The sequence below is a fragment of the Streptomyces sp. NPDC002276 genome, from assembly GCF_053891435.1.
This window is the reverse complement of sequence record NZ_JBSFCQ010000013.1, coordinates 254,027-273,083: the sequence shown is the minus strand read 5'-3', so window position 1 is coordinate 273,083 and position 19,057 is coordinate 254,027. Positions and strand designations below refer to the sequence as shown.

Below are 19,057 nucleotides of genomic sequence, written 5' to 3'. Positions count from 1 at the left end.
CAGGGGAGTCGGCGGTCCGGGCGGGATCCCGGTGCCGCCGACTCCCGCCGCCATGCCAGGGACCACACGAAAGGCACACCCCCATGACAAGGGTGCTGGTGGTGGAGGACGACCCGCAGCTCGTACGGGCCCTCGTGATCAACATGCAGGCCCGCCAGTACGGCGTGGACGCGGCCCCCGACGGCGCCACCGCGCTCCGGCTCGCGGCCATGCGGCAGCCGGACGTCGTGATGCTCGACCTCGGACTGCCCGACATGGACGGCGTCGACGTCATCAAGGCGCTGCGCGGCTGGACCCGGGTCCCGATCCTGGTGCTGTCGGCGCGACAGGCCTCCGACGAGAAGGTCGCCGCCCTCGACGCGGGCGCCGACGACTACATCACCAAGCCGTTCAGCATGGACGAACTCCTGGCCCGGCTACGGGCGGCGGTCCGCCGCGTCGAGGACGTGCCGCTCGCCCCGACCACCACGCTCGTCACCACCGACGACTTCACCATCGACCTGCTCGCCAAGCGCGCCACCCGCGCCGGACACGACATCCGCCTCACCCCCACCGAGTGGCATCTGCTGGAGATCCTGATCACCAACCCGGGCCGCCTCGTCACCCAGAAGTACCTGTTGCAGGAGGTGTGGGGGGTGTCCCAGAGCAACAAGACCAACTACCTGCGGGTCTATATGGCCCAGTTGCGAAGGAAGTTGGAGGGGGATCCGTCGAGCCCCCGCTATCTGATCACCGAGCCCGGCATGGGCTACCGCTTCGAAGGATGACATGGGACGCGGCAAGCTCCGGATCTACCTCGGCGCGGCACCGGGCGTCGGCAAGACGTACGCGATGCTGTCCGAGGCGCACCGCCGTATCGAGCGGGGCACCGACTGCGTGGTCGCGTTCGTCGAGCACCACAACCGGCCGCGCACCGAGGTGATGCTGCACGGCCTCGAAGAGATCCCGCGCCGCGAACTCGCCTACCGGGACACGACGTTCAGCGAGATGGACGTCGACGCGGTGCTCGCCCGGCACCCCGAGGTGGCCCTCGTCGACGAGCTGCCGCACACCAACATCCCCGGCTCCCGCAACACCAAGCGCTGGCAGGACATCGAGGAACTCCTCGCCGCCGGCATCGACGTCATCTCCACGGTCAACATCCAGCACCTGGAATCCCTGGGCGACATCGTCGAGTCCATCACTGGCGTACGGCAACAGGAGACCGTCCCGGACGAAGTCGTCCGCCGCGCCGACCAGATCGAGTTGGTCGACATGTCACCGCCCGCGCTACGGCGCCGGATGGCACACGGCAACATCTACAAACCGGACAAGGTCGACGCGGCCCTGTCGAACTACTTCCGCCCCGGAAACCTCACCGCCCTAAGGGAGTTGGCGCTCCTGTGGCTGGCCGACCGGGTCGACGCCTACCTCCAGGAGTACCGCAGCGAACACCGCGTCTCGGCGATCTGGGGCTCGCGCGAGCGGATCGTCGTAGGCCTGACCGGCGGTCCGGAGGGACGCACGCTCATCCGCCGGGCCGCGCGCCTGGCCGAAAAGGGCGCGGGCGGCGAGGTGTTGGCCCTCTACATCTCCCGCAGCGACGGCCTGACCTCGGCCTCCCCGAAGGAACTGGCCCAACAGCGCACGCTCGTCGAGGACTTGGGCGGCACCTTCCACCAAGTCGTCGGCGAGGACATCCCGGTGGCCCTGCTGGACTTCGCGCGCGGGGTCAACGCCACCCAGATCGTCCTCGGCGTCTCCCGCCGCAAGGGCTGGCAATACGTCTTCGGGCCCGGCGTCGGCTCGACGGTCGCCCGGGACTCGGGACCCGACCTCGACGTCCACCTCATCACCCACGACGAGGCGGGCAAGGGACGCGGACTGCCCGTGAACCGGGGCGCACGGCTCGGGCGGGCCAGGATCGTCTGGGGCTGGCTGGCCGGTATCGGCGGACCGCTGCTGCTGACCTGGCTGCTCAGCAGTGTCGCGCCCGAAGTGGGCCTGGCCAACGACATGTTGCTGTATCTGTCGCTGACCGTGGCGGCGGCCCTGCTCGGCGGACTCTTCCCCGCGCTGGCCTCGGCGGTGGCCGGATCGCTGCTGCTCAACTGGTACTTCACACCGCCCGTGCACACCTTCACCATCGCCGACCCCAAGAACATCGTCGCCATCGCGATCTTCGTGGCCGTCGCGGTGTCCGTCGCGTCGGTGGTGGATCTCGCCGCGCGACGGACCCAGCAGGCCGCCCGGCTGCGCGCCGAGTCGGAGATCCTGTCCTTCCTCGCGGGCAACGTGCTGCGCGGCGAGACCAGCCTCGAAGCCCTCCTGGAACGGGTCCGCGAGACCTTCGGCATGGAGTCGGCCGCCCTGCTGGAGCGGGCGAGCGACGTCGAACCCTGGACCTGCGCGGGCAGCGTGGGCCCGCGCCCCTGCCAGAACCCCGAGGACGCGGACGTCGACGTACCGGTAGGCGACCATATGGCCCTCGCGCTCTCCGGCCGGGTGCTTCCCGCCGAGGACCGCCGCGTCCTGGCCGCCTTCGCCGCGCAGGCCGCCGTAGTCCTGGACCGCCGTCGGCTGCGTGAAGAGGCCGACCAGGCCCGCGCGTTGGCCGAGGGCAACCGCATCCGTACGGCCCTGCTCGCGGCCGTGAGCCATGACCTGCGGACGCCCCTCGCCGGCATCAAGGCGGCCGTCTCCTCGCTCCGTTCCGAGGACGTCGCCTGGTCGGACGAGGACCAGGCCGAGCTGCTGGCCGGCATCGAGGACGGCGCCGACCGCCTGGACAACCTCGTCGGGAACCTCCTCGACATGTCCCGCCTCCAGACCGGCACGGTCACCCCGATGATCCGCGAGGTGGACCTCGACGAGGTCGTCCCGATGGCGCTGGGCGGAGTCCCCGAGGACACCGTCGACCTGGACATCCCGGAGACGCTGCCCATGGTGGCCGTCGACCCCGGGCTCCTTGAGCGGGCCGTGGCCAACCTCGTCGAGAACGCGGTGAAGTACAGCCCGGAGTCAACTCCCGTACTGGTCAAGGCGAGTGCCATCGCCGACCGCGTCGAGATCCGCGTGGTCGACCGCGGCCCCGGCGTCCCCGACGAGGCCAAGAACCGCATCTTCGAACCCTTCCAGCGCTACGGCGACGCCCCGCGCGGCGCCGGGGTCGGCCTCGGTCTCGCCGTCGCCCGCGGTTTCACCGAGGCGCTCGGCGGCACGCTCAGCGCCGAGGACACACCGGGCGGCGGCCTGACCATGGTGCTCAGTCTCCAACTGGCCCCCACTCTTGCCCCGGTTGAAGGACCCACCTACAGTCCCGCACCGTAATGTTCGGCGATTGGCCCGAAACTTTCGAGTGCGGGCCGGGCGGAGGGACGGGGACACATGCGGACGTACGACAACCCGGTCATCGGCGGGTTCCATCCCGACCCCAGCGTGTGCCGGGTCGGCGAGGACTACTACCTCGCGTGCTCCAGCTTCGAGTACTTCCCGGGCGTCCCGCTCTTCCACAGCCGGGACCTCGTGCACTGGCGCCAGATCGGCAACGCCCTTGACCGGCCGAGCCAGTTGGACCTGCCGGACGACACCCCCGCCTCGGCCGGCATCTACGCCCCGACCCTCCGCCACCACGACGGCCGCTTCCACCTCATCACCACCGATGTCGGCGGCAAGGGCAACTTCCTCGTCACCGCCGAGCGGCCCGAGGGTCCCTGGTCGGACCCGGTGCTCGTCGACGTGCCGGGTATCGACCCCGACCTGGCCTGGGACGAGGACGGGAACTGCTGGTGTGCCGTGGCCGGGGTGAAAGTGGCCCGCATCGACGCGACGACCGGCAAGGTCCTGGAGGGCCCCTTCCCCGTCTGGTCCGGCACGGGACTCCAGCACCCAGAGGCTCCGCACCTGTACCGCGTCGGCGACTGGTGGTACCTGATGCTGGCCGAGGGCGGCACAGCGCACGGCCACAGCGTCTCGATCGCCCGCGCCCGCTCCCCGCGCGGCCCCTACGAACCGGCCCCCACGAACCCGGTCCTCTCCCACCGCAGCACCGACCTCCCCGTCCAGTGCACCGGCCACGCCGACCTGGTCACCGCCCCCGACGGCACCTGGTGGATGGTGCTGCTCGGCACCCGGCCCCGGGGCTGGTTCCCCGGCTTCCACGTCCTGGGCCGGGAGACGTTCCTGACCCCGGTGGAATGGGTGGACGGCTGGCCACGGGTCGGCCCGGTGCGGGACCGGCACCCGGCTCCGGAGGCCTGGCACCCCTGCCAACTCCCGCCGGTACGCGACGACTTCGACGCCCCGACCCTCGCCTTCTGCTGGATCTCCCCGCGCAACAGGCCGGACGACAGCTGGTCGTTGACCGAGCGGCCCGGGTGGCTGACCCTCGACGCGAAGCCGGGCCCCTTCTTCCTCGGACGCCGACAGCAGCACCCCGACTGCCGGGCGGCCGTCCGCATCGACCCCGGCTCGGGCCGCGCCGGTCTCTCCGTCCGCATGGACGAGGCCCATCACTACGACATCGAGATCGCCGGGGGAGTGGTGAGCGTGCTCGCACGGATCGGCCCGGTACGGCAGCGGGTCGCGGAGCGACCGGTACCGCCCGGCCCGGTCGTCCTCGCCGTCGACATCAGCACGGCCGACACCGGCACGCGCGGCCCCGACACCCTCACCTTTTCCGTGGCCGGCCCCGAAGGCGCCGTAGAACTGGCCGAGTTGGACGGCCGCTATCTCTCCACCCAGGTCGCCGGGGGCTTCACCGGACGGGTGATCGGCATGTATGTCGGCGAGGGCACGGCGGCCTTCGACTGGTTCGAGTATTCGGCACCCGGGGAGGCACTCGTATAGCGGTCGACTACGCGGAGTGATCAGCCCCGGATATGCGTCGGGGCCGGTGCGCACCGAAATGTGTGCGGCCGGCCCCTCATGTCCTTGAAATGCTCAGGCGGCCGTCATCACCTGGCGGTGCGGGGCGATGATCTGGCCGTCGGGCAGGAGCTCACCGGTGTCCTCGAACAGGAGAACGCCGTTGCACAGCAGGCTCCAGCCCTGTTCGGGATGGCTCGCCGTGAGACGGGCGGATTCCCGGTCGGCTGATTCGGCTGTGGGACACGGTGGCTGGTGCTTGCACATTGGTGGGATCTCTCGCTCAGTTGTGGTCATGTCCGTCCCCCGTGGTGTTGAGTTGGTCCGAACCCAGTGTTGCCCCACGGGCGTCAATCCGCAGGGATTTAGCGGCACCGCTTCTCACAGGTTGATGACGCATCACCCGCGCGGACGGTTCATCCCAATTCCCGGCTCGTACGAGCTTTTTCCTGCTCGTACGAGCGATACGAACATAAAGAGGATCGGAAACGCGATCGTACCCCGCCACCGGGAATTCGGTGACGGGGTACGGAGGTGACAGCGGAGAGAAGTCAGGCGGGTGAACTGAGTAGTGGCGCCGGAGTCACCCGATGAGTCAGCACCGGCAGCAACTCGGCGACCCGGTGCGGACGGTGGGCCGCGATGCCGGGAGGTGCCGGGGCCAGTGGGACCAGCAGATCGGCCGCGGCGGGGTGGCCGCCGGCGCCGTCCGCGGTGAGATCGCCGTGCAGCCACAGCGTGAGCATGTAGAGGCCGGGCACGGACAGCAGGCGCGGCTGGTAGGCGCCCTTCATGTTCTCGGCCTGACGCAGCGCGCGTTCGGTGGCGGCGATGTACGGGCCCTCGAAGAAGTGCGAGAACGCCCAGCCGTCGGGGGTCAGCATCGTCTCGGCGGCGGCGACCGCGCGGTCACCGCAGCGGATCAGGAAACGCCACCCGGCCAGCGAGGTGACGGCGGTCCCCTCCGGCGTGACGCGGTCCAGTACGTGGACGGGCAACGGGAGTTCGGGTGTGGCGGGCCCCTGGGCCGCGCGCAGAGAAGGTGTTCGGGCCTCGCGGACGGCGGTGGGGGAACCGAGTGCCGTGAGAACGGAGCGCAGTGCGGGCGCGGGAGCCGGGGGGACATGCAGCGGCATGGTGGGTCGCCTCTCATTCGACAGGCACGGTGGCGCGAGGGCGGGACGGGGGCGGACGGCGCTGTCAGCTCTCGGGGTCAGAGAGGCGGGGGCCGGGGGTGCTGTGAACATGGGTGCGGCCTGCCGCACGTCACCTCGACGGCAGGTTCCAGGACCGTGGCACCAACCTTCTGCCTTGTTCGCGGAGTTTATACGACACGTGTTCAGACGGTGTTTCGTCTAACCGTTTCCCGTATGAACAACAAGGGGCCATTCGGCCAGCGATTCGCGGGAATCATCCCGGTTCCGAACCGGGGAAACGGCGATGACCTCGGGATATGTCACCCATGCGGTCGGCCAATTCTCGTCGGCGTTTTTCACGAGGTCCGCATTGCGCGTGGAACCGCGCATCGCCGCATGCCTCGTGAATGTGCCGCGGGTCACTTCGCACCAGAGTAGCGGGCGCCGGGCCGCCGCGGGACGTTATCGATCGCCAGGTCTGGGCATCATCCTTCCTGACCCGGGACGAGGAGGTGGGGCTTCGATGGGTGAGAAGGTCGTGGCAGGGCCGTTCGAGCTCGCCGACCGCCAGCGCTACCGCGCCAAGCTGCGACGGTGCCTGACGGGACTGGAGCGACTGCTCGCCGAGAAGCGGTTCGACCGCCCCAGGAACCTCATGGGGCTGGAGATCGAACTCAACCTCGCGGGCTCCGACGGCATGCCGAAAATGTTGAATGCACAGGTACTCGAACGCATCGCGAGCCGAGATTTCCAAACAGAACTCGCCATGTTCAATCTGGAAGTCAACATTGCCCCACATCGATTGGAGGGCCGGGTATTCGACCGGCTCGCCGAGGAGATCCGTACGTCACTGGCATATGCCCACCGGAAAGCGGGCGAGGTCGACGCCGGAATAGTGATGATCGGCATTCTGCCGACCCTCGACCGGGACGACCTGGTCTCCTCGAACCTCTCCGCGGTCGACCGCTACACCCTGCTGAACGATCAGATCGTGGCCGCCCGGGGCGAGGATTTCATCCTCGACATCGACGGCGTCGAGCACCTCACCTGCACCTCCGGCTCCATCGCGCCCGAAGCCGCCTGCACCTCCGTGCAGTTGCACCTCCAGGTCACCCCCGACCGCTTCGCCGACGTGTGGAACGCGGCCCAGGCCGTCGCCGCCGTCCAGGTCGCCGTGGGCGCCAACTCGCCCTTCCTGTTCGGCCGCGAGCTGTGGCCCGAGTCCCGCCCGCCGCTCTTCCAGCAGGCCACCGACACCCGCCCGCCCGAACTCCAGGCCCAGGGCGTCCGCCCCCGCACCTGGTTCGGCGAACGCTGGGTCACCTCGGCGTACGAGCTCTTCGAAGAGAACCTCCGCTACTTCCCGCCCCTGCTCCCGATCCACGACGACGAGGAACCCCTCGACGTCCTCGACGCCGGCGGCATCCCCACCCTCGCCGAACTGGTCCTGCACAACGGCACGGTGTACCGCTGGAACCGCCCGGTCTACGGCATCGCCGACGGCGTCCCGCACCTCCGCGTCGAGAACCGCGTCCTGCCGGCCGGACCCACCGTCACCGACGTCATGGCCAACACCGCCTTCTACTACGGCGTCGTCCGCGCCCTCGCCGAGGAATCGCGGCCGGTGTGGACCCGGCTGCCCTTCGAGGCCGCCGCCGCCAACTTCGACACCGCGTGCCGCCACGGCATCGACGCCCGCCTGCTCTGGCCCCGGCGCGGACGGCTCGGCGGCACCACCGAGATCGACGCGGTGGCCCTCGTACGCGACGAACTGCTGCCGCTCGCCGAGGCCGGTCTGGACGCCTGGGGGGTCGAACCGGCCGACCGGGACCTGTACTTGGGCGTCATCGACGAACGCTGCCGACGCCGGGCCAACGGCGCGACCTGGCAGTCCGCCACCTTCCACCGCGCCCTCGAACAGGGCCTCAGCAGGGAAGCCGCTTTCGCCGCGACGACCCGCCGCTACAGCGAGTTGATGCACCTCGGGGAGCCGGTCCACACCTGGCCGGTCGGGCTCCCGGAACCGGCGCCACTGGGGTGAACGGCCTTTGCCTCAGCCCGAGTCGGCGGAGGCGCCCGCCGCGCCCGCCGCCACGATGGCCTGGAGGATCACCGACTGGATCTGGGCCGGGTCGCTCACCTCGTGGCCCGAGCCGCCGGTCGCCTCGGCGATCTGCGTGGCCTCCTCCTTGTCGGCCTCGGGACCCACCGCGATCATGATCAGCGGCACCGGCCGCTCAGGGCTGGCGAGTTGGCGCAGTTCCTTGAGCAGCGTGGTCCGCGAGATGCTGCCCGGGTCCTGATTGACCCCGTCGGTCAGAATCACCAGCGCGTTGAACTTCCCGGCCGCATAGGAGGACGTGGCCGCCTTGTACGCGGCGAGCGTGGTGTCGTAGAGCCCCGTCGCCCCGTTCGGCACCGGCTTCAGACCCCCGAACGCCGCCGAGAGCCGGTCCCGTTGGGTGCCGCCGCCCACGCGGTCGCCGAGCCGCTCGGTCGGCACCAGCACGCGGTAGTCCTTGTTCCCGTCGAGCTTCGTGGAGAACTCCCACAGCCCGATCTCGTCCTCGGGCGTGAACGTGGCCAGCGCCTGAAGCAGCGACGCCTTGGTGACGTCCATCCGCGACTGCCCGGTCCCCGGCACCGACTCCGACATCGACGACGACGCGTCCACGACCGTGGTGATCCGCGCGCTCTGCACCGTGATCGTCCAGGTCCCCAGCGCCTCCTGGAGCGCCGCGTCGGAGGCCGGCTCGGCGGGCGCCACGGCGTACGGCTGCGGACTGCTGCCGCCGGCCTTGGCGACCACCGCCTTCGGCGCGTCCTCGTCCTCGGTGCGGAAGCCGTACTTCTCCATCAGCCTCCGCTGCGCGGGCCGGCCCAGATACGTCATGAACCGGATCGCGGCCCGGCTCTGGTCCGTCGTCTGCCGCTCCCGGTCCACCAGGTTGTACGGGTAGTCCAGCCGGGGGGAGCCGTCCTTCGGATAGAACAGGTCGAGACTCCCGCCGCCGTCCGCCGACGCGTTGTACGCGAACGCCGACTGCTCGCTCAGCACCAGCGCCTGGTTGCGCTTCGGATTGCCCTGCTCGGTGCCCGAGGAGTCGCGCGGCAGCGTGTCCAGCACCTGGCCGTCGGTGTCCGAGATCCGCTGCGACAACGTCTTCATCATCGCCGCCGCCTGCGTGTCACCGCCCTTGACCTTGGCGGCGGCCGTACTCAGGGACGTCAGCGCGAGCAGCCCGGTCGCGCTCCGCGCCGGATCGGCCGCGCCCAGCCGCAGCGAGTCGTCCTGGAGGGTGGCACCGGCCAGGTCGAGCCAGGTGTACGTCTTCTGCGGCCACCCCAGCGACTTCGCGGCGGCCGGGACCATCGCCACGCCGACCGGGGTGGAGGCGACGTTGCCCGCCGGAGTCGCCTCCGTCGCGTCCGAGTCGGCGCCCGACGTCACCTGGTTCACCCACAACTCCGAGTCGGGCACCCACACTTGTACGTCCGGGTGCTTGCCCGACTTGAGCGTGTCCGCGAACTTGTACGACTCCTGGGCGGTCACCGAGATGTTCAGGCACTGCCCGTCGGACGTGATGTTCTCGTCGCGCGCCTTTCCGGCCGCCGCGCGCAGGGCGGGGGCCATGTCGGGGGAGGCGGCCAGTTTCAGTCGTACCGCGTCCTTGCGGCAGGAGGAACCGAAGGAGAGGAGCCCGCTCCGCACCGCGACCGCGGTGCCGCCTGCGACGGTCAGCACCAGCACCGTGGCGAGGGCCACCTTGCGGCGCCGCGCGCGAGGACGGGGGTCGCTGCCGCCCGTCCGCTGCGGATCGGGCAAGCTGTGACGTCCCATGACGGTGGTGCCCCTCCCTGTTGAACCTCGTGCCTCCGTCTCCCCCAACGGCCTGTCGCGCACGATCTTCGTAAGTTCTTTCGAGACCCTAGCGGGGCGAAGATGGGCATGAGGCGGGATTTCCGAACTGAAGGCAGGTGTGCAGGTGGAGGCAGGGCAGGTGGCCGAAACTTTTCCGCTGGAGCGGCCCACACGGCGGATTCTCCGGTCCGAGGCACTGCTCGTTCTGGGGCTTTCGCTCGGTGCGAGCGGAGTGTCCGCCCTGATCAGCTTTGTCGGATCGGTCACGAAACCGGGCGGTCTCAAGGATCAGGCGGCCACCCTCAACGCCTCGGCCGCGCCCGGCCGTCCATGGCTGGATCTGGCCTGGCAGCTCTTCGGCATCGCCTCGGCCCTCGTCCCCGTCGCCCTCGTCGCGCACTTCCTCCTGAGGGAGGGCGAGAGCCTGCGCACGATCGGCTTCGACCGCTCCCGGCCCTGGCCCGACCTGGGCCGCGGGGCGGCGATCGCGGCGGTCATCGGCAGCACCGGCATCGCTTTCTACCTGTCCGCCCGCGGCCTCGGCTTCAACCTCACGGTGGTGCCCGAGGCGCTGCCCGACGTCTGGTGGAAGTACCCGGTCCTGATCCTCTCCGCGATGCAGAACGCGATCCTCGAAGAAGTGATCGTGGTGGGCTATCTCCTGCGCCGCCTGGGCCAGTTGGGCTGGACGCCGGGCACCGCGCTGGTGGCCAGTTCCGTACTGCGCGGTAGCTACCACCTCTACCAGGGCATCGGCGGCTTCGTCGGCAACATGGTGATGGGCGTGGTCTTCGTCTACCTGTACCGCCGTTGGGGCCGCGTGGGTCCCCTGGTCGTGGCGCATTCCCTGCTCGACATCGGGGCGTTCGTCGGCTACGCGCTGCTGGCGGGCAAGGTGGGCTGGCTGCCGACCGCGTAAGTCGCTTGAGCGGCGGGTCTGTTGAGGTTCAGGCGAGCAGCTCGCCGTCGATGACGGTGACCGCGCGCCCGGTCAACAGGGTCCGCCCGCCCCGCAGTTCGGTACGCACGAGCCCGGACCGGGGCGAGGCCTGAAGCCCGGTGAGGGTGGTGCGCCCGAGCCGCTCGGCCCAGTACGGAGCCAGTGCCGTGTGCGCACTCCCGGTGACCGGGTCCTCGTCGATCCCGATGTTCGGGAAGAAACAGCGGGACACGAAGTCGTAGCCCCGCGTGGGGTCTTCGGCGCGTGCGGTGGCGATGATCCCGCGCTCGGAGCAGCCGGCGAGCGCCTTGTGGTCGGGCGCCAGTCCTACGACGGTCTTCTCGTCGGCGAGTTCGACGACCAGGTCGCGGATGTTCGGCCCGGTGTCGAAGGCGGTCAGCGCCTCGGCGCCCAGGGCTTCGGCGACACCGTCCGGGATCTCGACGGCGGTGAGCGGAGCGCTCGGGAAGTCGAGGGTGATCGACCCGTCCGGCGCCGGCGTGGCGATGAGCACACCGCTGTGGGTGGCGAACCGCACGGGGCCCTCGTGGACGCCGGTGGTGTGCAGCACATGGGCCGTCGCGAGGGTCGCGTGTCCGCACATCGCGACCTCGGTGGCCGGAGTGAACCACCGCAACGCCCAGTCGGCGGCCCCGCCCGCGGGCAGCGGGTGCGCGAACGCCGTCTCGGCGTGATTGACCTCCATCGCGACCTGCCGCAGCCAGCCGTCGCCCTCCGGGAAGGCGTCGAGAAGGACGACTCCGGCCGGGTTGCCGGCGAAGGGACGGTCGGTGAACGCGTCGACGATTCGAATCCGCATGCTTCGACGCTAGGGGGTCTCTGGCCTGCTGGGCCAAGGCCAATTCGGGGGTGGTGGACTGATTCAGTGGCGGGGTTGGTCCGGCGGTGCTGGGTCGGGCCGGTGGCGCGGGGTCGCGCCGGTGATCTGGGGTCGGGTCGGCGGTTCGGGGTCGGGTCGGCGGTGCTGGACTGATTCGGTTGTGCTGGGGTGGTTCGGCGGTGCTGCGCCGATTCCGTGGTGGTGGACTGGGGAGGGCGGTGGTGCTGGACCGATTGGGCGGTGCGGCCACGAATCGGCGGTGCGGTACCGGGTCGCTCGGAACAGGCCGCTACGACGGCGACGGGTGCTCGGGTTTCCGGGCCATGAAGGTGCCGTACGTCCGCTTCGATCCCGCGGCGGGTTCCTGGATCAACCGGGCGGTGATCGCGAACCCGGCCCGCTCCAGCAACCCGGCGATCCGCTCCGGCGGGAGCAGATGGGACTCGTAGGACACGGGATGTCCGCCGTACGCCTTTGTCGGGCGCCGGAGTTCGCCCTCTCCCACGTGGCCGGCCAGCATCAGATGGCCGCCGGGTGCGAGGGTTCGGTGGAACTCGCTGAAAACGACAGGGACTTGTTCCGGCGGGGTGTGGTGCGTGGAGAAGTAGGCGAGGACGCCGCCCAGTTCGCCGTCGCCGATCGGCGGCGCGGTCATCGAGCCCACGGTGAAGGTCAGGTCCGGGTAGGCGCGGCGGGCCAGCCCGATCATCCTCGGGGACAGGTCGATGCCGAAGACGGGCACTCCCAACTCCGCCAGATACGCGGTGACTTTGCCGGGCCCGCACCCCAGGTCCGCCACCGGCCCGAGCCCCGCCGACAGCACGCTCTCCGAGAAGGCGGCCAGCATCGCCCGTGACAGTGGGTCCAACTCGGCTGGATTCTTGACGAGTTGGACGTAGTCGGCGGCGACGGTGTCGTACGACTCCCGGATCGCGGCGAGGTAGGAGGGCTCGGTCATGCGGGCGACTTTAGAGCAGGGTGATGGGGCGACTCGCCCGCTGTTCTTCCTGGACGTCGACGGAACGCTCCTGCCCCTCGGCGGGGCGCGGATTCCGTCGAGCTCTCAGGGGTGGGTGGACTGGCAGGGCACGTCGAATCCCCAGCTGGCGAAGATCGACGTACGCCAGGTTCCACGTCTGCTGGCGCTGCCCTGCGAGCTGATCTGGGCCACCGCGTGGATGGAGTACGCCAACGAGGTGCTGTCCCCGCTCCTCGGACTGCCGCGCTTCCCGGTGGCCGAACTCCCGGACCCACCAAAGGAGTACGAGCCCGACGCACTCAACTGGAAGACCCGAGCCCTTGTCCGAGCCGCGGCGGGCCGCCCCTTCATCTGGGTCGACGACGAGATCACCGACCTCGACCACGCGTGGGTGTCGGCCCACCATGGGGGACAGGCCCTGCTTCATCGTGTTGATTCGATGACTGGCCTCACCGTGGCGGACTTCGCGGTGGTCGACGACTGGTTGCTGGAACGGGGCTGGGGTCGGCGGCGGACTCAGTAGGGTCGGCTCATGCCAGCGGACATCGAGCACTTGGCGACGCGGATACGTGATCTGCATGCCGCGTTCGACAGCGGCGAGTGGGAGCCGGGCCCGGCTGAGCACGCCTGCGCCGGCCGCATCCTGGAAGCGGTCGCCGCGAGTCCTCTTGGTGAGGCGATCGTCGAAGGCATGCGGCCCGGGACTCCCGGCGGGAGCCTGGCCGAGGACTCCCGTCTTGGGCCCGCCGCGGTCTCCTTCGCCGTCCACTCCCGGCGTTCGGCGGACCCGTTCTCCGCGGCTGGTGAACAGGTTCAGGGCGATTTTCTCGATCTGCTTCGGAAGATCACGGGCCGTCCAGGAGAGGGCGCGGTGGGTGTAGGAGTGCGGTGACGTTCAGCGCGGGTCCTGGCGGCCGATCGTGTCCGGCTGGGCCGTCCGGGCGGCCTCACTCCAGCGACCCCAGAATGCGGTCGAGTGTCCGGCGCCCCATCCCGCTCATCGCCGGATTGGTCTCGGCGTAGTACCAGACGAGACCCATCGCCTGTTCGAACGCCCAAGCCCTGCCGCGCTCCCACTCCAGGTCGTCGCAGGCCAGGGCCCGCCGGAGTACGTCCCGGGGACCCGGCCCCAACAGGTGCCAGGCGCTGACCAGGTCCAGAGCCGGGTCGGCCGGGCCGAAGCCGCCGGTGTCCAGGACGCCGGTGAGGCGGTCTCCCGCGACCAGTACGTTGCCGGGGATCAGATCGCCGTGGCTCATCACATCGGCGCTCGTGCGTGGCAACTCCCCGAAGTGGTCCCACAGTTGGCGCAGCGGGGGCACGTCGAGCAGCCCCTCGCTCTTCTCGAAGCACTGCGCCATCCAGTCGTCGTGGTCGGCGATGACGCCGCCGCGATAGTCGCCGCTGAAGAAACGCCCGTGCGTCTCCGCGCCCCGCAGGGCCGCGATGAAGGACGCGAGGTCCTCGGCGAAGGCGTTCGAGCCGCTGGGGTCGGCGTCGAGGGCGATGGTTCCCGGCAGCCAGGTCTGGACCGACCACGGCATGGGGTAGCCCGCTCCGGGCCTGCCCAGGGCGACGGGTTCCGGGGCGGGGAACGGGGACACCTGCGCCAGCTCCGCGCTCGCCCGCGCTTCCTGTTCGAGGACCGCCTGCACCTCGTCGGCGTCGGCCGGACGTAGGGGGAAACGCGCGGCGAGGTCGTCCCCGATGCGGAAGATGGCGTGGACAGTCCCCGTCGACGACAGGGGTCGGATGGCCCGGCCGTTCCACTGGGGGAACTGTTCCTGGATCAAGGTCGTGACGATTTCGCTGGTCACATCCACTTGGTCGGCGTGCATGGTCGTCCAGTTATCCATGCGCCCGGGTCCGGATCAACCGAGATTCTTCGGGGGCTTGTCATCCGAACAGTTCCGATATATCGTTGACGCATCGCGACAGATCAACGATGGAATGGAGTGATTGCGATGCGTACCCACGGATACGAGCGTGGACATGGACAGGAAGGCCACCCCCGGCGCGGCCGGGGCGGCCCCGACGGGCGGCGTGCGGCGTTCGGACCCTTCGGTCCGGGTGGCCCGGGCGGTCCCGGTGGCCCCGGCTTCGGACCGGGCTTCGGTCCCGGCCCCTGGGGCGGACGAGGGCGCGGCGGCCCGCGAGGCAGGGCACGGCGCGGCGACGTACGCGCGTCGATCCTCGCCCTGCTCAAGGACCGGCCGATGCACGGCTACGAGATGATCCAGGAGATCGCCGAGCGCAGCGGCGGCGCGTGGAAGCCGAGCCCCGGCTCGGTCTACCCCACCCTGCAACTGCTGGAGGACGAGGGCCTGATCGCCAGCGCGACGGAGGGCGGCAAGAAGCTCTTCTCGCTCACCGACGCCGGCCGCACCGCTGCCGAGGAAGGTCCGGACGCGCCCTGGGAAGAGGCTTCCCGCGGTGTCGACTGGGAGGCCCTCACCGAGATCCGCCAGGCCGGCTTCGGTCTGATGGAGGCCTTCGGCCAGGTCTGGAAGACCGGCAGCAAGGAGCAGCGCGAGAAGGCGCTGACCGTCATCAACGACGCCCGCAAGAAGCTGTACCTGATCCTGGCCGACGAGGACTGATGTCCTCGGGGTCGGAAAGGGCAGCAGGTCAAGGCGCCCCACGGGAGTTCCGTGGGGCGCCTTCCCTGTGCGCGTTCCCGTTCCTGCGGTGCCCCGGCGCCTTCCTCAGGCCACCAGCCCGCCCAGCTTGCGCAGCGATTCGTTCAGAGCGGCCGTCCCCGAGTCCTTCAGCTTGCCCGCCATCAACGTCACCGCCGCACCCGTGAACTCACCGTCGATACGGACCGTCGTGGCCTCGCCGTCAGGTGTGAGCGTGTAGCGCGTGGCGACGTTCACGGCCATCGGGCCCTTGCCGCGGATGGCGAGCACCCGGGCCGGTTCCGCCTCCTCGACGGTCCACTCGACCTCCGCCGGGAAGCCCATCAGCTTCATGTTCTCCTGGAAGGTCGCGCCCACTTCGAGGGTCTCGGGGCCGCCCTTGGGGAAGTTGGTGTGGGTCGTGTTCCACTCGCCGTAGGCGGACCAGTCCGTGAGCTGCGTCCACACCTTCTCGGCCGGGGCCTCGATGCGTGCCTCCGCGCTGATTTCGGCCATACGACCACCTCTTCCTGTCGGGCTACGGTGCTGTCGGGCTACGGTGTCGCGGAACGTAGCCGCAGGGCGCGCAACATTCAATACTGATGAACCGTCAGGAAGTGTCCGCGGCAACAGTGTTGGGCACTCGGCCTCAGCCCACGCGCCGTATCACCGCCGCGTCGAACAGGTCCCACGCGCGCGGGTGGGCGCTTTCGTCGTGGCAGTGCCACGCGTCCCAGAACAGGTCGGCGGGCAGTGCGTCCTCCGGGGCGTACACCCGGTACACGTACTGCCTGCCGTCGACCGCCGGCAACGCCACCAGCCAGCACCTGCTCTCCATGTTCGCGAAAGACGTACGCCGGGTGCAGGGTGGTTGCGCACGGGGCGCGCGGCAAGGCGGCGCGCGCCTCTCCGGGTTGACGTGTGTGATCTCATCCGTAAGGAGGAGAACGCGTCGTCCGGAGTCCACTCTGTGTGGGATGCCGAAATGCTCCCCTCCGGGGATGCCCTCAATGCGGGGGACTGATGGGGTAAGAGTGTGCAACCCCGTATTCCCAGGCAGTCGAACCGCGAGCAAGGCATCCACCGCGCGGACAACGATGCCAGGCTCAGTGCAGAGCTGGCAGCGGTGGTGACGGGTGCCCGACGCCGGGCCCTGCGGGACGGGGACCGGCAGATCGACACGGCCCATCTGCTGCACAGCCTCCTGGAGTCGGACCCCGAGGCACGTGCCGTCTTCGGCGACGGCCCCCAGATCGCCCGGCTCCTCGGCTACTTGGTGCAGCGCAGCATCGGCTACGGCCTGCGCTGGCAGGGCAGCGTCGAGGACTCCGGCGCGATCCCCGTGATCCCGGCGGCGGAGGGCTGGTCGCCGCTGGCCGCGGGCGCCCTGGAGTACGCCTGTGAGCGGGCCGAACTCCGCGGCGGCGACCTGGCGGGCGGCATCGACCTCCTCGCCGCGCTCGTCGCGGACCCCGAGGCCCGCGCCGTCGAGGTCCTCCACCGCGCGGGCATCGAGTCCCCCGAGGTGCTCGTGTGGATCGGGAGCCGGCCGGGGGAGTACGTCGCGGGCGGCGAGCAGGGCTGCTGACCGAGTAGGCCACCCACCGCGCGGAGGCCGATCGAGCCGGTCACCGACCGCGCGGAGGCCGTCCACGCGCTGAGACAGGTGTCAACGGGGGTGACGCTCATGTCATCCCCTGTCATCATGTGGCCGTGCATACGTCTGAGAGCAGTGCCGCCGGTGGTGCGAAGGGTGTCGGGCTCGGTCTGGCGCTCGGGTCCGCGCTGGCCTTCGGAGGATCGGGCGTCGCGGCCAAGCCGCTGATCGAGGCGGGCCTGGACCCCCTGCACGTGGTGTGGCTGCGGGTGGCCGGTGCCGCCCTGGTGATGCTGCCGCTCGCCCTGCGCCACCGCGCGCTCGTACGCCGCCGTCCCGCACTGCTCCTCGGCTTCGGACTGCTCGCCGTCGCCGGCGTCCAGGCCTGCTACTTCGCCGCGATCTCCCGCATACCCGTCGGCGTGGCCCTGCTCGTCGAGTACCTTGCACCCGCCCTCGTCCTCGGCTGGGTCCGGTTCGTGCAACGGCGTCCGGTCACCCGCGCCGCCGCGCTCGGCGTGGTCCTCGCGGCCGGTGGCCTCGCCTGTGTCGTCGAGGTCTGGTCGGGCCTGAACTTCGACGCCGTCGGACTGCTCCTCGCGCTCGGTGCGGCCTGCTGCCAGGTCGGCTACTTCGTCCTGTCCGACCAGGGCAGCGACGCCGGCGCCGAGGCACCCGACCCGCTCGGCGTGATCGCCTACGGCCTGCTCGTCGGCGCCCTCGTACTGACCGCCGTGGCCCGCCCCTGGACCATGGACTGGTCCGTCCTCAAGGGCGACGCCCACATGAACGGCACCGCGATCTCGGCCGCGGTCCTCCTCGCCTGGATCGTCCTGGTCACCACGGTCCTGGCCTACGTCACCGGAGTCGTCTCCGTCCGCCGCCTCTCCCCGCAGGTCGCGGGCGTCGTCGCCTGCCTCGAAGCGGTCATCGCGACGGTCCTGGCCTGGATCCTCCTCGGCGAACACCTCTCCGCCCCGCAGATCACCGGCGGAGCGGTCGTCCTCCTCGGCGCGTTCATCGCCCAGTCCTCGGCGCCCACGAAGGGCTCGGAGGAACCGGTCGCGATCGGCGGCCCCGAAAGGGAGTTGTCCCGCCGGGAAACGGCCGTCTAGGCTGCCGATCATGCATCGGAACGCGCTCGTTCTTCCGCCTCCGGCCGCCTGAGGCGGGCCTCCGGATTCCACGCCCGGCACCACCGGGCGCGACGGTGCTGCCCGCAGAAGAAGTCCACGGACCCCGCTGACAGGGGCTCCTCGTCGCACTTCTGCACTTCTGCGGAGATCTCTCGTGTCGAATGCTGTTCTTGGCCTGCCCGTCCGGCGAGGCCTGTTCTGTCTGATGGTGGCCGGGGCCGCGTGGGGGACCGCGGGCGCGGCTGCCTCCCTGGTCTACAGGGCCAGTGACCTCGGCCCGCTCGCCCTGTCGTTCTGGCGCTGCGCGGCCGGATTCGTGCTGCTGCTCGTGGTCCGTCTCCTCGGCCGCCGGAGGGTTCGCCCCACTGCCGCCGAGCCGCTCCGCCGCAAGGTCCTGCGGACCGTCACGACCGGCCTCGGACTGGCCGTCTTCCAGACGGCCTACTTCGCGGCCGTCGCGGACACCGGACTCGCCGTGGCGACCGTCGTCACGCTCGGCGCCGGACCCGTGGTGGTGGCGCTCGGGGCACGGCTGACCCTGGGGGAACGGCTCGGCACCGGTGGCACGATCGCCGTGGGCGGGGCGCTCTCGGGGCTCGCCGTCCTCTCACTGGGCCCGGCGGCGACCGTACGCCCGTCGGGTGTTCTGCTCGCACTCGTCTCGGCGGCCGGCGGCTCGGTCATGACCCTGCTGACCCGGCGATGGGGACGCGGCGGCGGGACCGACGCGTCCGAGACGGCCGTCTGGACCTTCGCGGTCACCAGTCTGTGCGTACTGCCGTTCGCCCTGGCCGAGGGGCTGGTACCGCACACCGCCCAGCCGGTCAGGGTCCTGTGGCTGCTCGGCTACATCGCGACGGTTCCGACAGCCCTCGCCTACGCCCTCTACTTCATGGCAGCGGCCGTCGTACGCTCCGCCACCGTCTCCGTGATCATGCTCCTGGAGCCCGTGAGCGCGGCCGGCCTCGCCGTCGTCCTGCTCGGCGAACCGCTGACGCCCACGACATTGGTCGGCACGCTGCTGATGCTCGGCTCGGTCGCCGGCCTCGCGCTGACGGAGTGGCGTACGGCGAGGGCCGACGAACCGGCCCTCGGGTGACGAG

19 protein-coding genes are annotated in these 19,057 nt (G+C 70.4%); 11 read left to right on the top strand and 8 right to left on the bottom strand.

The window, feature by feature from the left end; all coding sequences use genetic code 11:
• The first annotated feature begins 83 nt into the window (after positions 1 to 83).
• Genes ACWIHT_RS30710 through ACWIHT_RS30700 form a run of 3 tightly spaced genes read left to right on the top strand, consistent with a single transcriptional unit; the run spans position 84 to position 4,827 of the window.
• Positions 84 to 767, top strand: a complete 684-nt coding sequence (locus tag ACWIHT_RS30710; protein ID WP_456171526.1) for a response regulator — start codon at positions 84 to 86, stop codon at positions 765 to 767.
• 1 nt (position 768) lies between these two features.
• Positions 769 to 3,309 (top strand): DUF4118 domain-containing protein, encoded by a 2,541-nt coding sequence (locus tag ACWIHT_RS30705; protein WP_456171525.1) that lies wholly within the window; start codon positions 769 to 771, stop codon positions 3,307 to 3,309.
• Between the two features lie 57 nt (positions 3,310 to 3,366).
• A complete protein-coding gene (locus ACWIHT_RS30700; RefSeq protein ID WP_456171524.1) occupies positions 3,367 to 4,827 on the top strand; it encodes a glycoside hydrolase family 43 protein in 1,461 nt (486 codons plus the stop codon).
• A gap of 93 nt (positions 4,828 to 4,920) precedes the next feature.
• Here the strand turns inward: ACWIHT_RS30700 and ACWIHT_RS30695 are convergent, their stop codons facing one another.
• On the bottom strand, positions 4,921 to 5,112 hold the full coding sequence (locus ACWIHT_RS30695; protein ID WP_200713605.1) for a DUF5999 family protein: 192 nt from the start codon (positions 5,110 to 5,112) through the stop codon (positions 4,921 to 4,923).
• A gap of 284 nt (positions 5,113 to 5,396) precedes the next feature.
• Positions 5,397 to 5,981, bottom strand: a complete 585-nt coding sequence (locus ACWIHT_RS30690; protein ID WP_456171523.1) for a hypothetical protein — start codon at positions 5,979 to 5,981, stop codon at positions 5,397 to 5,399.
• Between the two features lie 523 nt (positions 5,982 to 6,504).
• On the opposite strand from ACWIHT_RS30690, the gene ACWIHT_RS30685 reads away from it, so the two are divergent.
• Positions 6,505 to 8,022: a glutamate-cysteine ligase family protein gene (locus ACWIHT_RS30685; RefSeq protein WP_456171522.1), complete on the top strand. Its 1,518-nt coding sequence runs from the start codon at positions 6,505 to 6,507 to the stop codon at positions 8,020 to 8,022.
• A gap of 12 nt (positions 8,023 to 8,034) precedes the next feature.
• On the opposite strand, the gene ACWIHT_RS30680 is transcribed toward ACWIHT_RS30685, so the two are convergent.
• Entirely contained in the window at positions 8,035 to 9,822 is a 1,788-nt protein-coding gene (locus ACWIHT_RS30680) for a substrate-binding and VWA domain-containing protein (RefSeq protein ID WP_456171521.1), read from the bottom strand.
• 139 nt (positions 9,823 to 9,961) lie between these two features.
• Here ACWIHT_RS30680 and ACWIHT_RS30675 point away from each other — a divergent pair, with 139 nt between their 5' ends.
• A complete protein-coding gene (locus ACWIHT_RS30675; RefSeq protein WP_456171520.1) occupies positions 9,962 to 10,762 on the top strand; it encodes a CPBP family intramembrane glutamic endopeptidase in 801 nt (266 codons plus the stop codon).
• A gap of 28 nt (positions 10,763 to 10,790) precedes the next feature.
• Here the strand turns inward: ACWIHT_RS30675 and ACWIHT_RS30670 are convergent, their stop codons facing one another.
• Together ACWIHT_RS30670 and ACWIHT_RS30665 are read right to left on the bottom strand one after the other, a co-directional pair.
• Positions 10,791 to 11,603 (bottom strand): PhzF family phenazine biosynthesis protein, encoded by an 813-nt coding sequence (locus ACWIHT_RS30670; RefSeq protein WP_456171519.1) that lies wholly within the window; start codon positions 11,601 to 11,603, stop codon positions 10,791 to 10,793.
• Positions 11,604 to 11,913: 310 nt separating this feature from the next.
• On the bottom strand, positions 11,914 to 12,582 hold the full coding sequence (locus ACWIHT_RS30665) for a class I SAM-dependent methyltransferase (protein ID WP_456171518.1): 669 nt from the start codon (positions 12,580 to 12,582) through the stop codon (positions 11,914 to 11,916).
• Between ACWIHT_RS30665 and ACWIHT_RS30660 the strand changes: the two genes are divergently transcribed.
• A complete protein-coding gene (locus ACWIHT_RS30660; RefSeq protein ID WP_456171517.1) occupies positions 12,581 to 13,126 on the top strand; it encodes a hypothetical protein in 546 nt (181 codons plus the stop codon). The genes ACWIHT_RS30665 and ACWIHT_RS30660 overlap by 2 nt on opposite strands.
• 9 nt (positions 13,127 to 13,135) lie before the next feature.
• Positions 13,136 to 13,495 (top strand): hypothetical protein, encoded by a 360-nt coding sequence (locus ACWIHT_RS30655; RefSeq protein WP_456171516.1) that lies wholly within the window; start codon positions 13,136 to 13,138, stop codon positions 13,493 to 13,495.
• A gap of 55 nt (positions 13,496 to 13,550) precedes the next feature.
• Here ACWIHT_RS30655 and ACWIHT_RS30650 read toward each other — a convergent pair whose 3' ends face one another.
• Complete coding sequence (locus tag ACWIHT_RS30650) at positions 13,551 to 14,459, bottom strand: aminoglycoside phosphotransferase family protein (RefSeq protein ID WP_456171515.1); 909 nt, start codon at positions 14,457 to 14,459, stop codon at positions 13,551 to 13,553.
• 108 nt (positions 14,460 to 14,567) lie between these two features.
• Here ACWIHT_RS30650 and ACWIHT_RS30645 point away from each other — a divergent pair, with 108 nt between their 5' ends.
• Positions 14,568 to 15,203 carry a PadR family transcriptional regulator gene (locus tag ACWIHT_RS30645; protein WP_456171514.1) on the top strand — a complete coding sequence of 212 codons (636 nt, stop codon included), beginning with the start codon at positions 14,568 to 14,570 and terminating at the stop codon, positions 15,201 to 15,203.
• Between the two features lie 105 nt (positions 15,204 to 15,308).
• On the opposite strand, the gene ACWIHT_RS30640 is transcribed toward ACWIHT_RS30645, so the two are convergent.
• Together ACWIHT_RS30640 and ACWIHT_RS30635 are read right to left on the bottom strand one after the other, a co-directional pair.
• A complete protein-coding gene (locus ACWIHT_RS30640; protein WP_456171513.1) occupies positions 15,309 to 15,737 on the bottom strand; it encodes a type II toxin-antitoxin system Rv0910 family toxin in 429 nt (142 codons plus the stop codon).
• Positions 15,738 to 15,870: 133 nt separating this feature from the next.
• Entirely contained in the window at positions 15,871 to 16,038 is a 168-nt protein-coding gene (locus ACWIHT_RS30635) for a hypothetical protein (RefSeq protein ID WP_019071081.1), read from the bottom strand.
• A gap of 219 nt (positions 16,039 to 16,257) precedes the next feature.
• Between ACWIHT_RS30635 and ACWIHT_RS30630 the strand changes: the two genes are divergently transcribed.
• The 3 genes from ACWIHT_RS30630 to ACWIHT_RS30620 all read left to right on the top strand — a co-directional run bounded on the left by ACWIHT_RS30630 (position 16,258) and on the right by ACWIHT_RS30620 (position 19,053).
• Entirely contained in the window at positions 16,258 to 16,809 is a 552-nt protein-coding gene (locus ACWIHT_RS30630) for a Clp protease N-terminal domain-containing protein (RefSeq protein ID WP_456171512.1), read from the top strand.
• Between the two features lie 119 nt (positions 16,810 to 16,928).
• Complete coding sequence (locus ACWIHT_RS30625) at positions 16,929 to 17,933, top strand: EamA family transporter (RefSeq protein ID WP_456171511.1); 1,005 nt, start codon at positions 16,929 to 16,931, stop codon at positions 17,931 to 17,933.
• Positions 17,934 to 18,108: 175 nt separating this feature from the next.
• On the top strand, positions 18,109 to 19,053 hold the full coding sequence (locus ACWIHT_RS30620) for a DMT family transporter (RefSeq protein ID WP_456171510.1): 945 nt from the start codon (positions 18,109 to 18,111) through the stop codon (positions 19,051 to 19,053).
• The last annotated feature ends 4 nt before the right edge of the window (positions 19,054 to 19,057 follow it).

Excerpts from the sequence above, each read along its gene's own strand:
- ACWIHT_RS30705 (WP_456171525.1), top strand. The coding sequence starts at position 769 with ATGGGACGCGGCAAGCTCCGGATCTACCTCGGCGCGGCACCGGGCGTC.
- ACWIHT_RS30710 (WP_456171526.1), top strand. The coding sequence starts at position 84 with ATGACAAGGGTGCTGGTGGTGGAGGACGACCCGCAGCTCGTACGGGCC.
- ACWIHT_RS30685 (WP_456171522.1), top strand. The coding sequence starts at position 6,505 with ATGGGTGAGAAGGTCGTGGCAGGGCCGTTCGAGCTCGCCGACCGCCAG.
- ACWIHT_RS30680 (WP_456171521.1), bottom strand. The coding sequence starts at position 9,822 with ATGGGACGTCACAGCTTGCCCGATCCGCAGCGGACGGGCGGCAGCGAC.
- ACWIHT_RS30695 (WP_200713605.1), bottom strand. The coding sequence starts at position 5,112 with ATGTGCAAGCACCAGCCACCGTGTCCCACAGCCGAATCAGCCGACCGG.
- ACWIHT_RS30700 (WP_456171524.1), top strand. The coding sequence starts at position 3,367 with ATGCGGACGTACGACAACCCGGTCATCGGCGGGTTCCATCCCGACCCC.
- ACWIHT_RS30670 (WP_456171519.1), bottom strand. The coding sequence starts at position 11,603 with ATGCGGATTCGAATCGTCGACGCGTTCACCGACCGTCCCTTCGCCGGC.
- ACWIHT_RS30645 (WP_456171514.1), top strand. The coding sequence starts at position 14,568 with ATGCGTACCCACGGATACGAGCGTGGACATGGACAGGAAGGCCACCCC.
- ACWIHT_RS30690 (WP_456171523.1), bottom strand. The coding sequence starts at position 5,981 with ATGCCGCTGCATGTCCCCCCGGCTCCCGCGCCCGCACTGCGCTCCGTT.
- ACWIHT_RS30660 (WP_456171517.1), top strand. The coding sequence starts at position 12,581 with ATGCGGGCGACTTTAGAGCAGGGTGATGGGGCGACTCGCCCGCTGTTC.
- ACWIHT_RS30665 (WP_456171518.1), bottom strand. The coding sequence starts at position 12,582 with ATGACCGAGCCCTCCTACCTCGCCGCGATCCGGGAGTCGTACGACACC.
- ACWIHT_RS30640 (WP_456171513.1), bottom strand. The coding sequence starts at position 15,737 with ATGGCCGAAATCAGCGCGGAGGCACGCATCGAGGCCCCGGCCGAGAAG.
- ACWIHT_RS30655 (WP_456171516.1), top strand. The coding sequence starts at position 13,136 with ATGCCAGCGGACATCGAGCACTTGGCGACGCGGATACGTGATCTGCAT.
- ACWIHT_RS30650 (WP_456171515.1), bottom strand. The coding sequence starts at position 14,459 with ATGGATAACTGGACGACCATGCACGCCGACCAAGTGGATGTGACCAGC.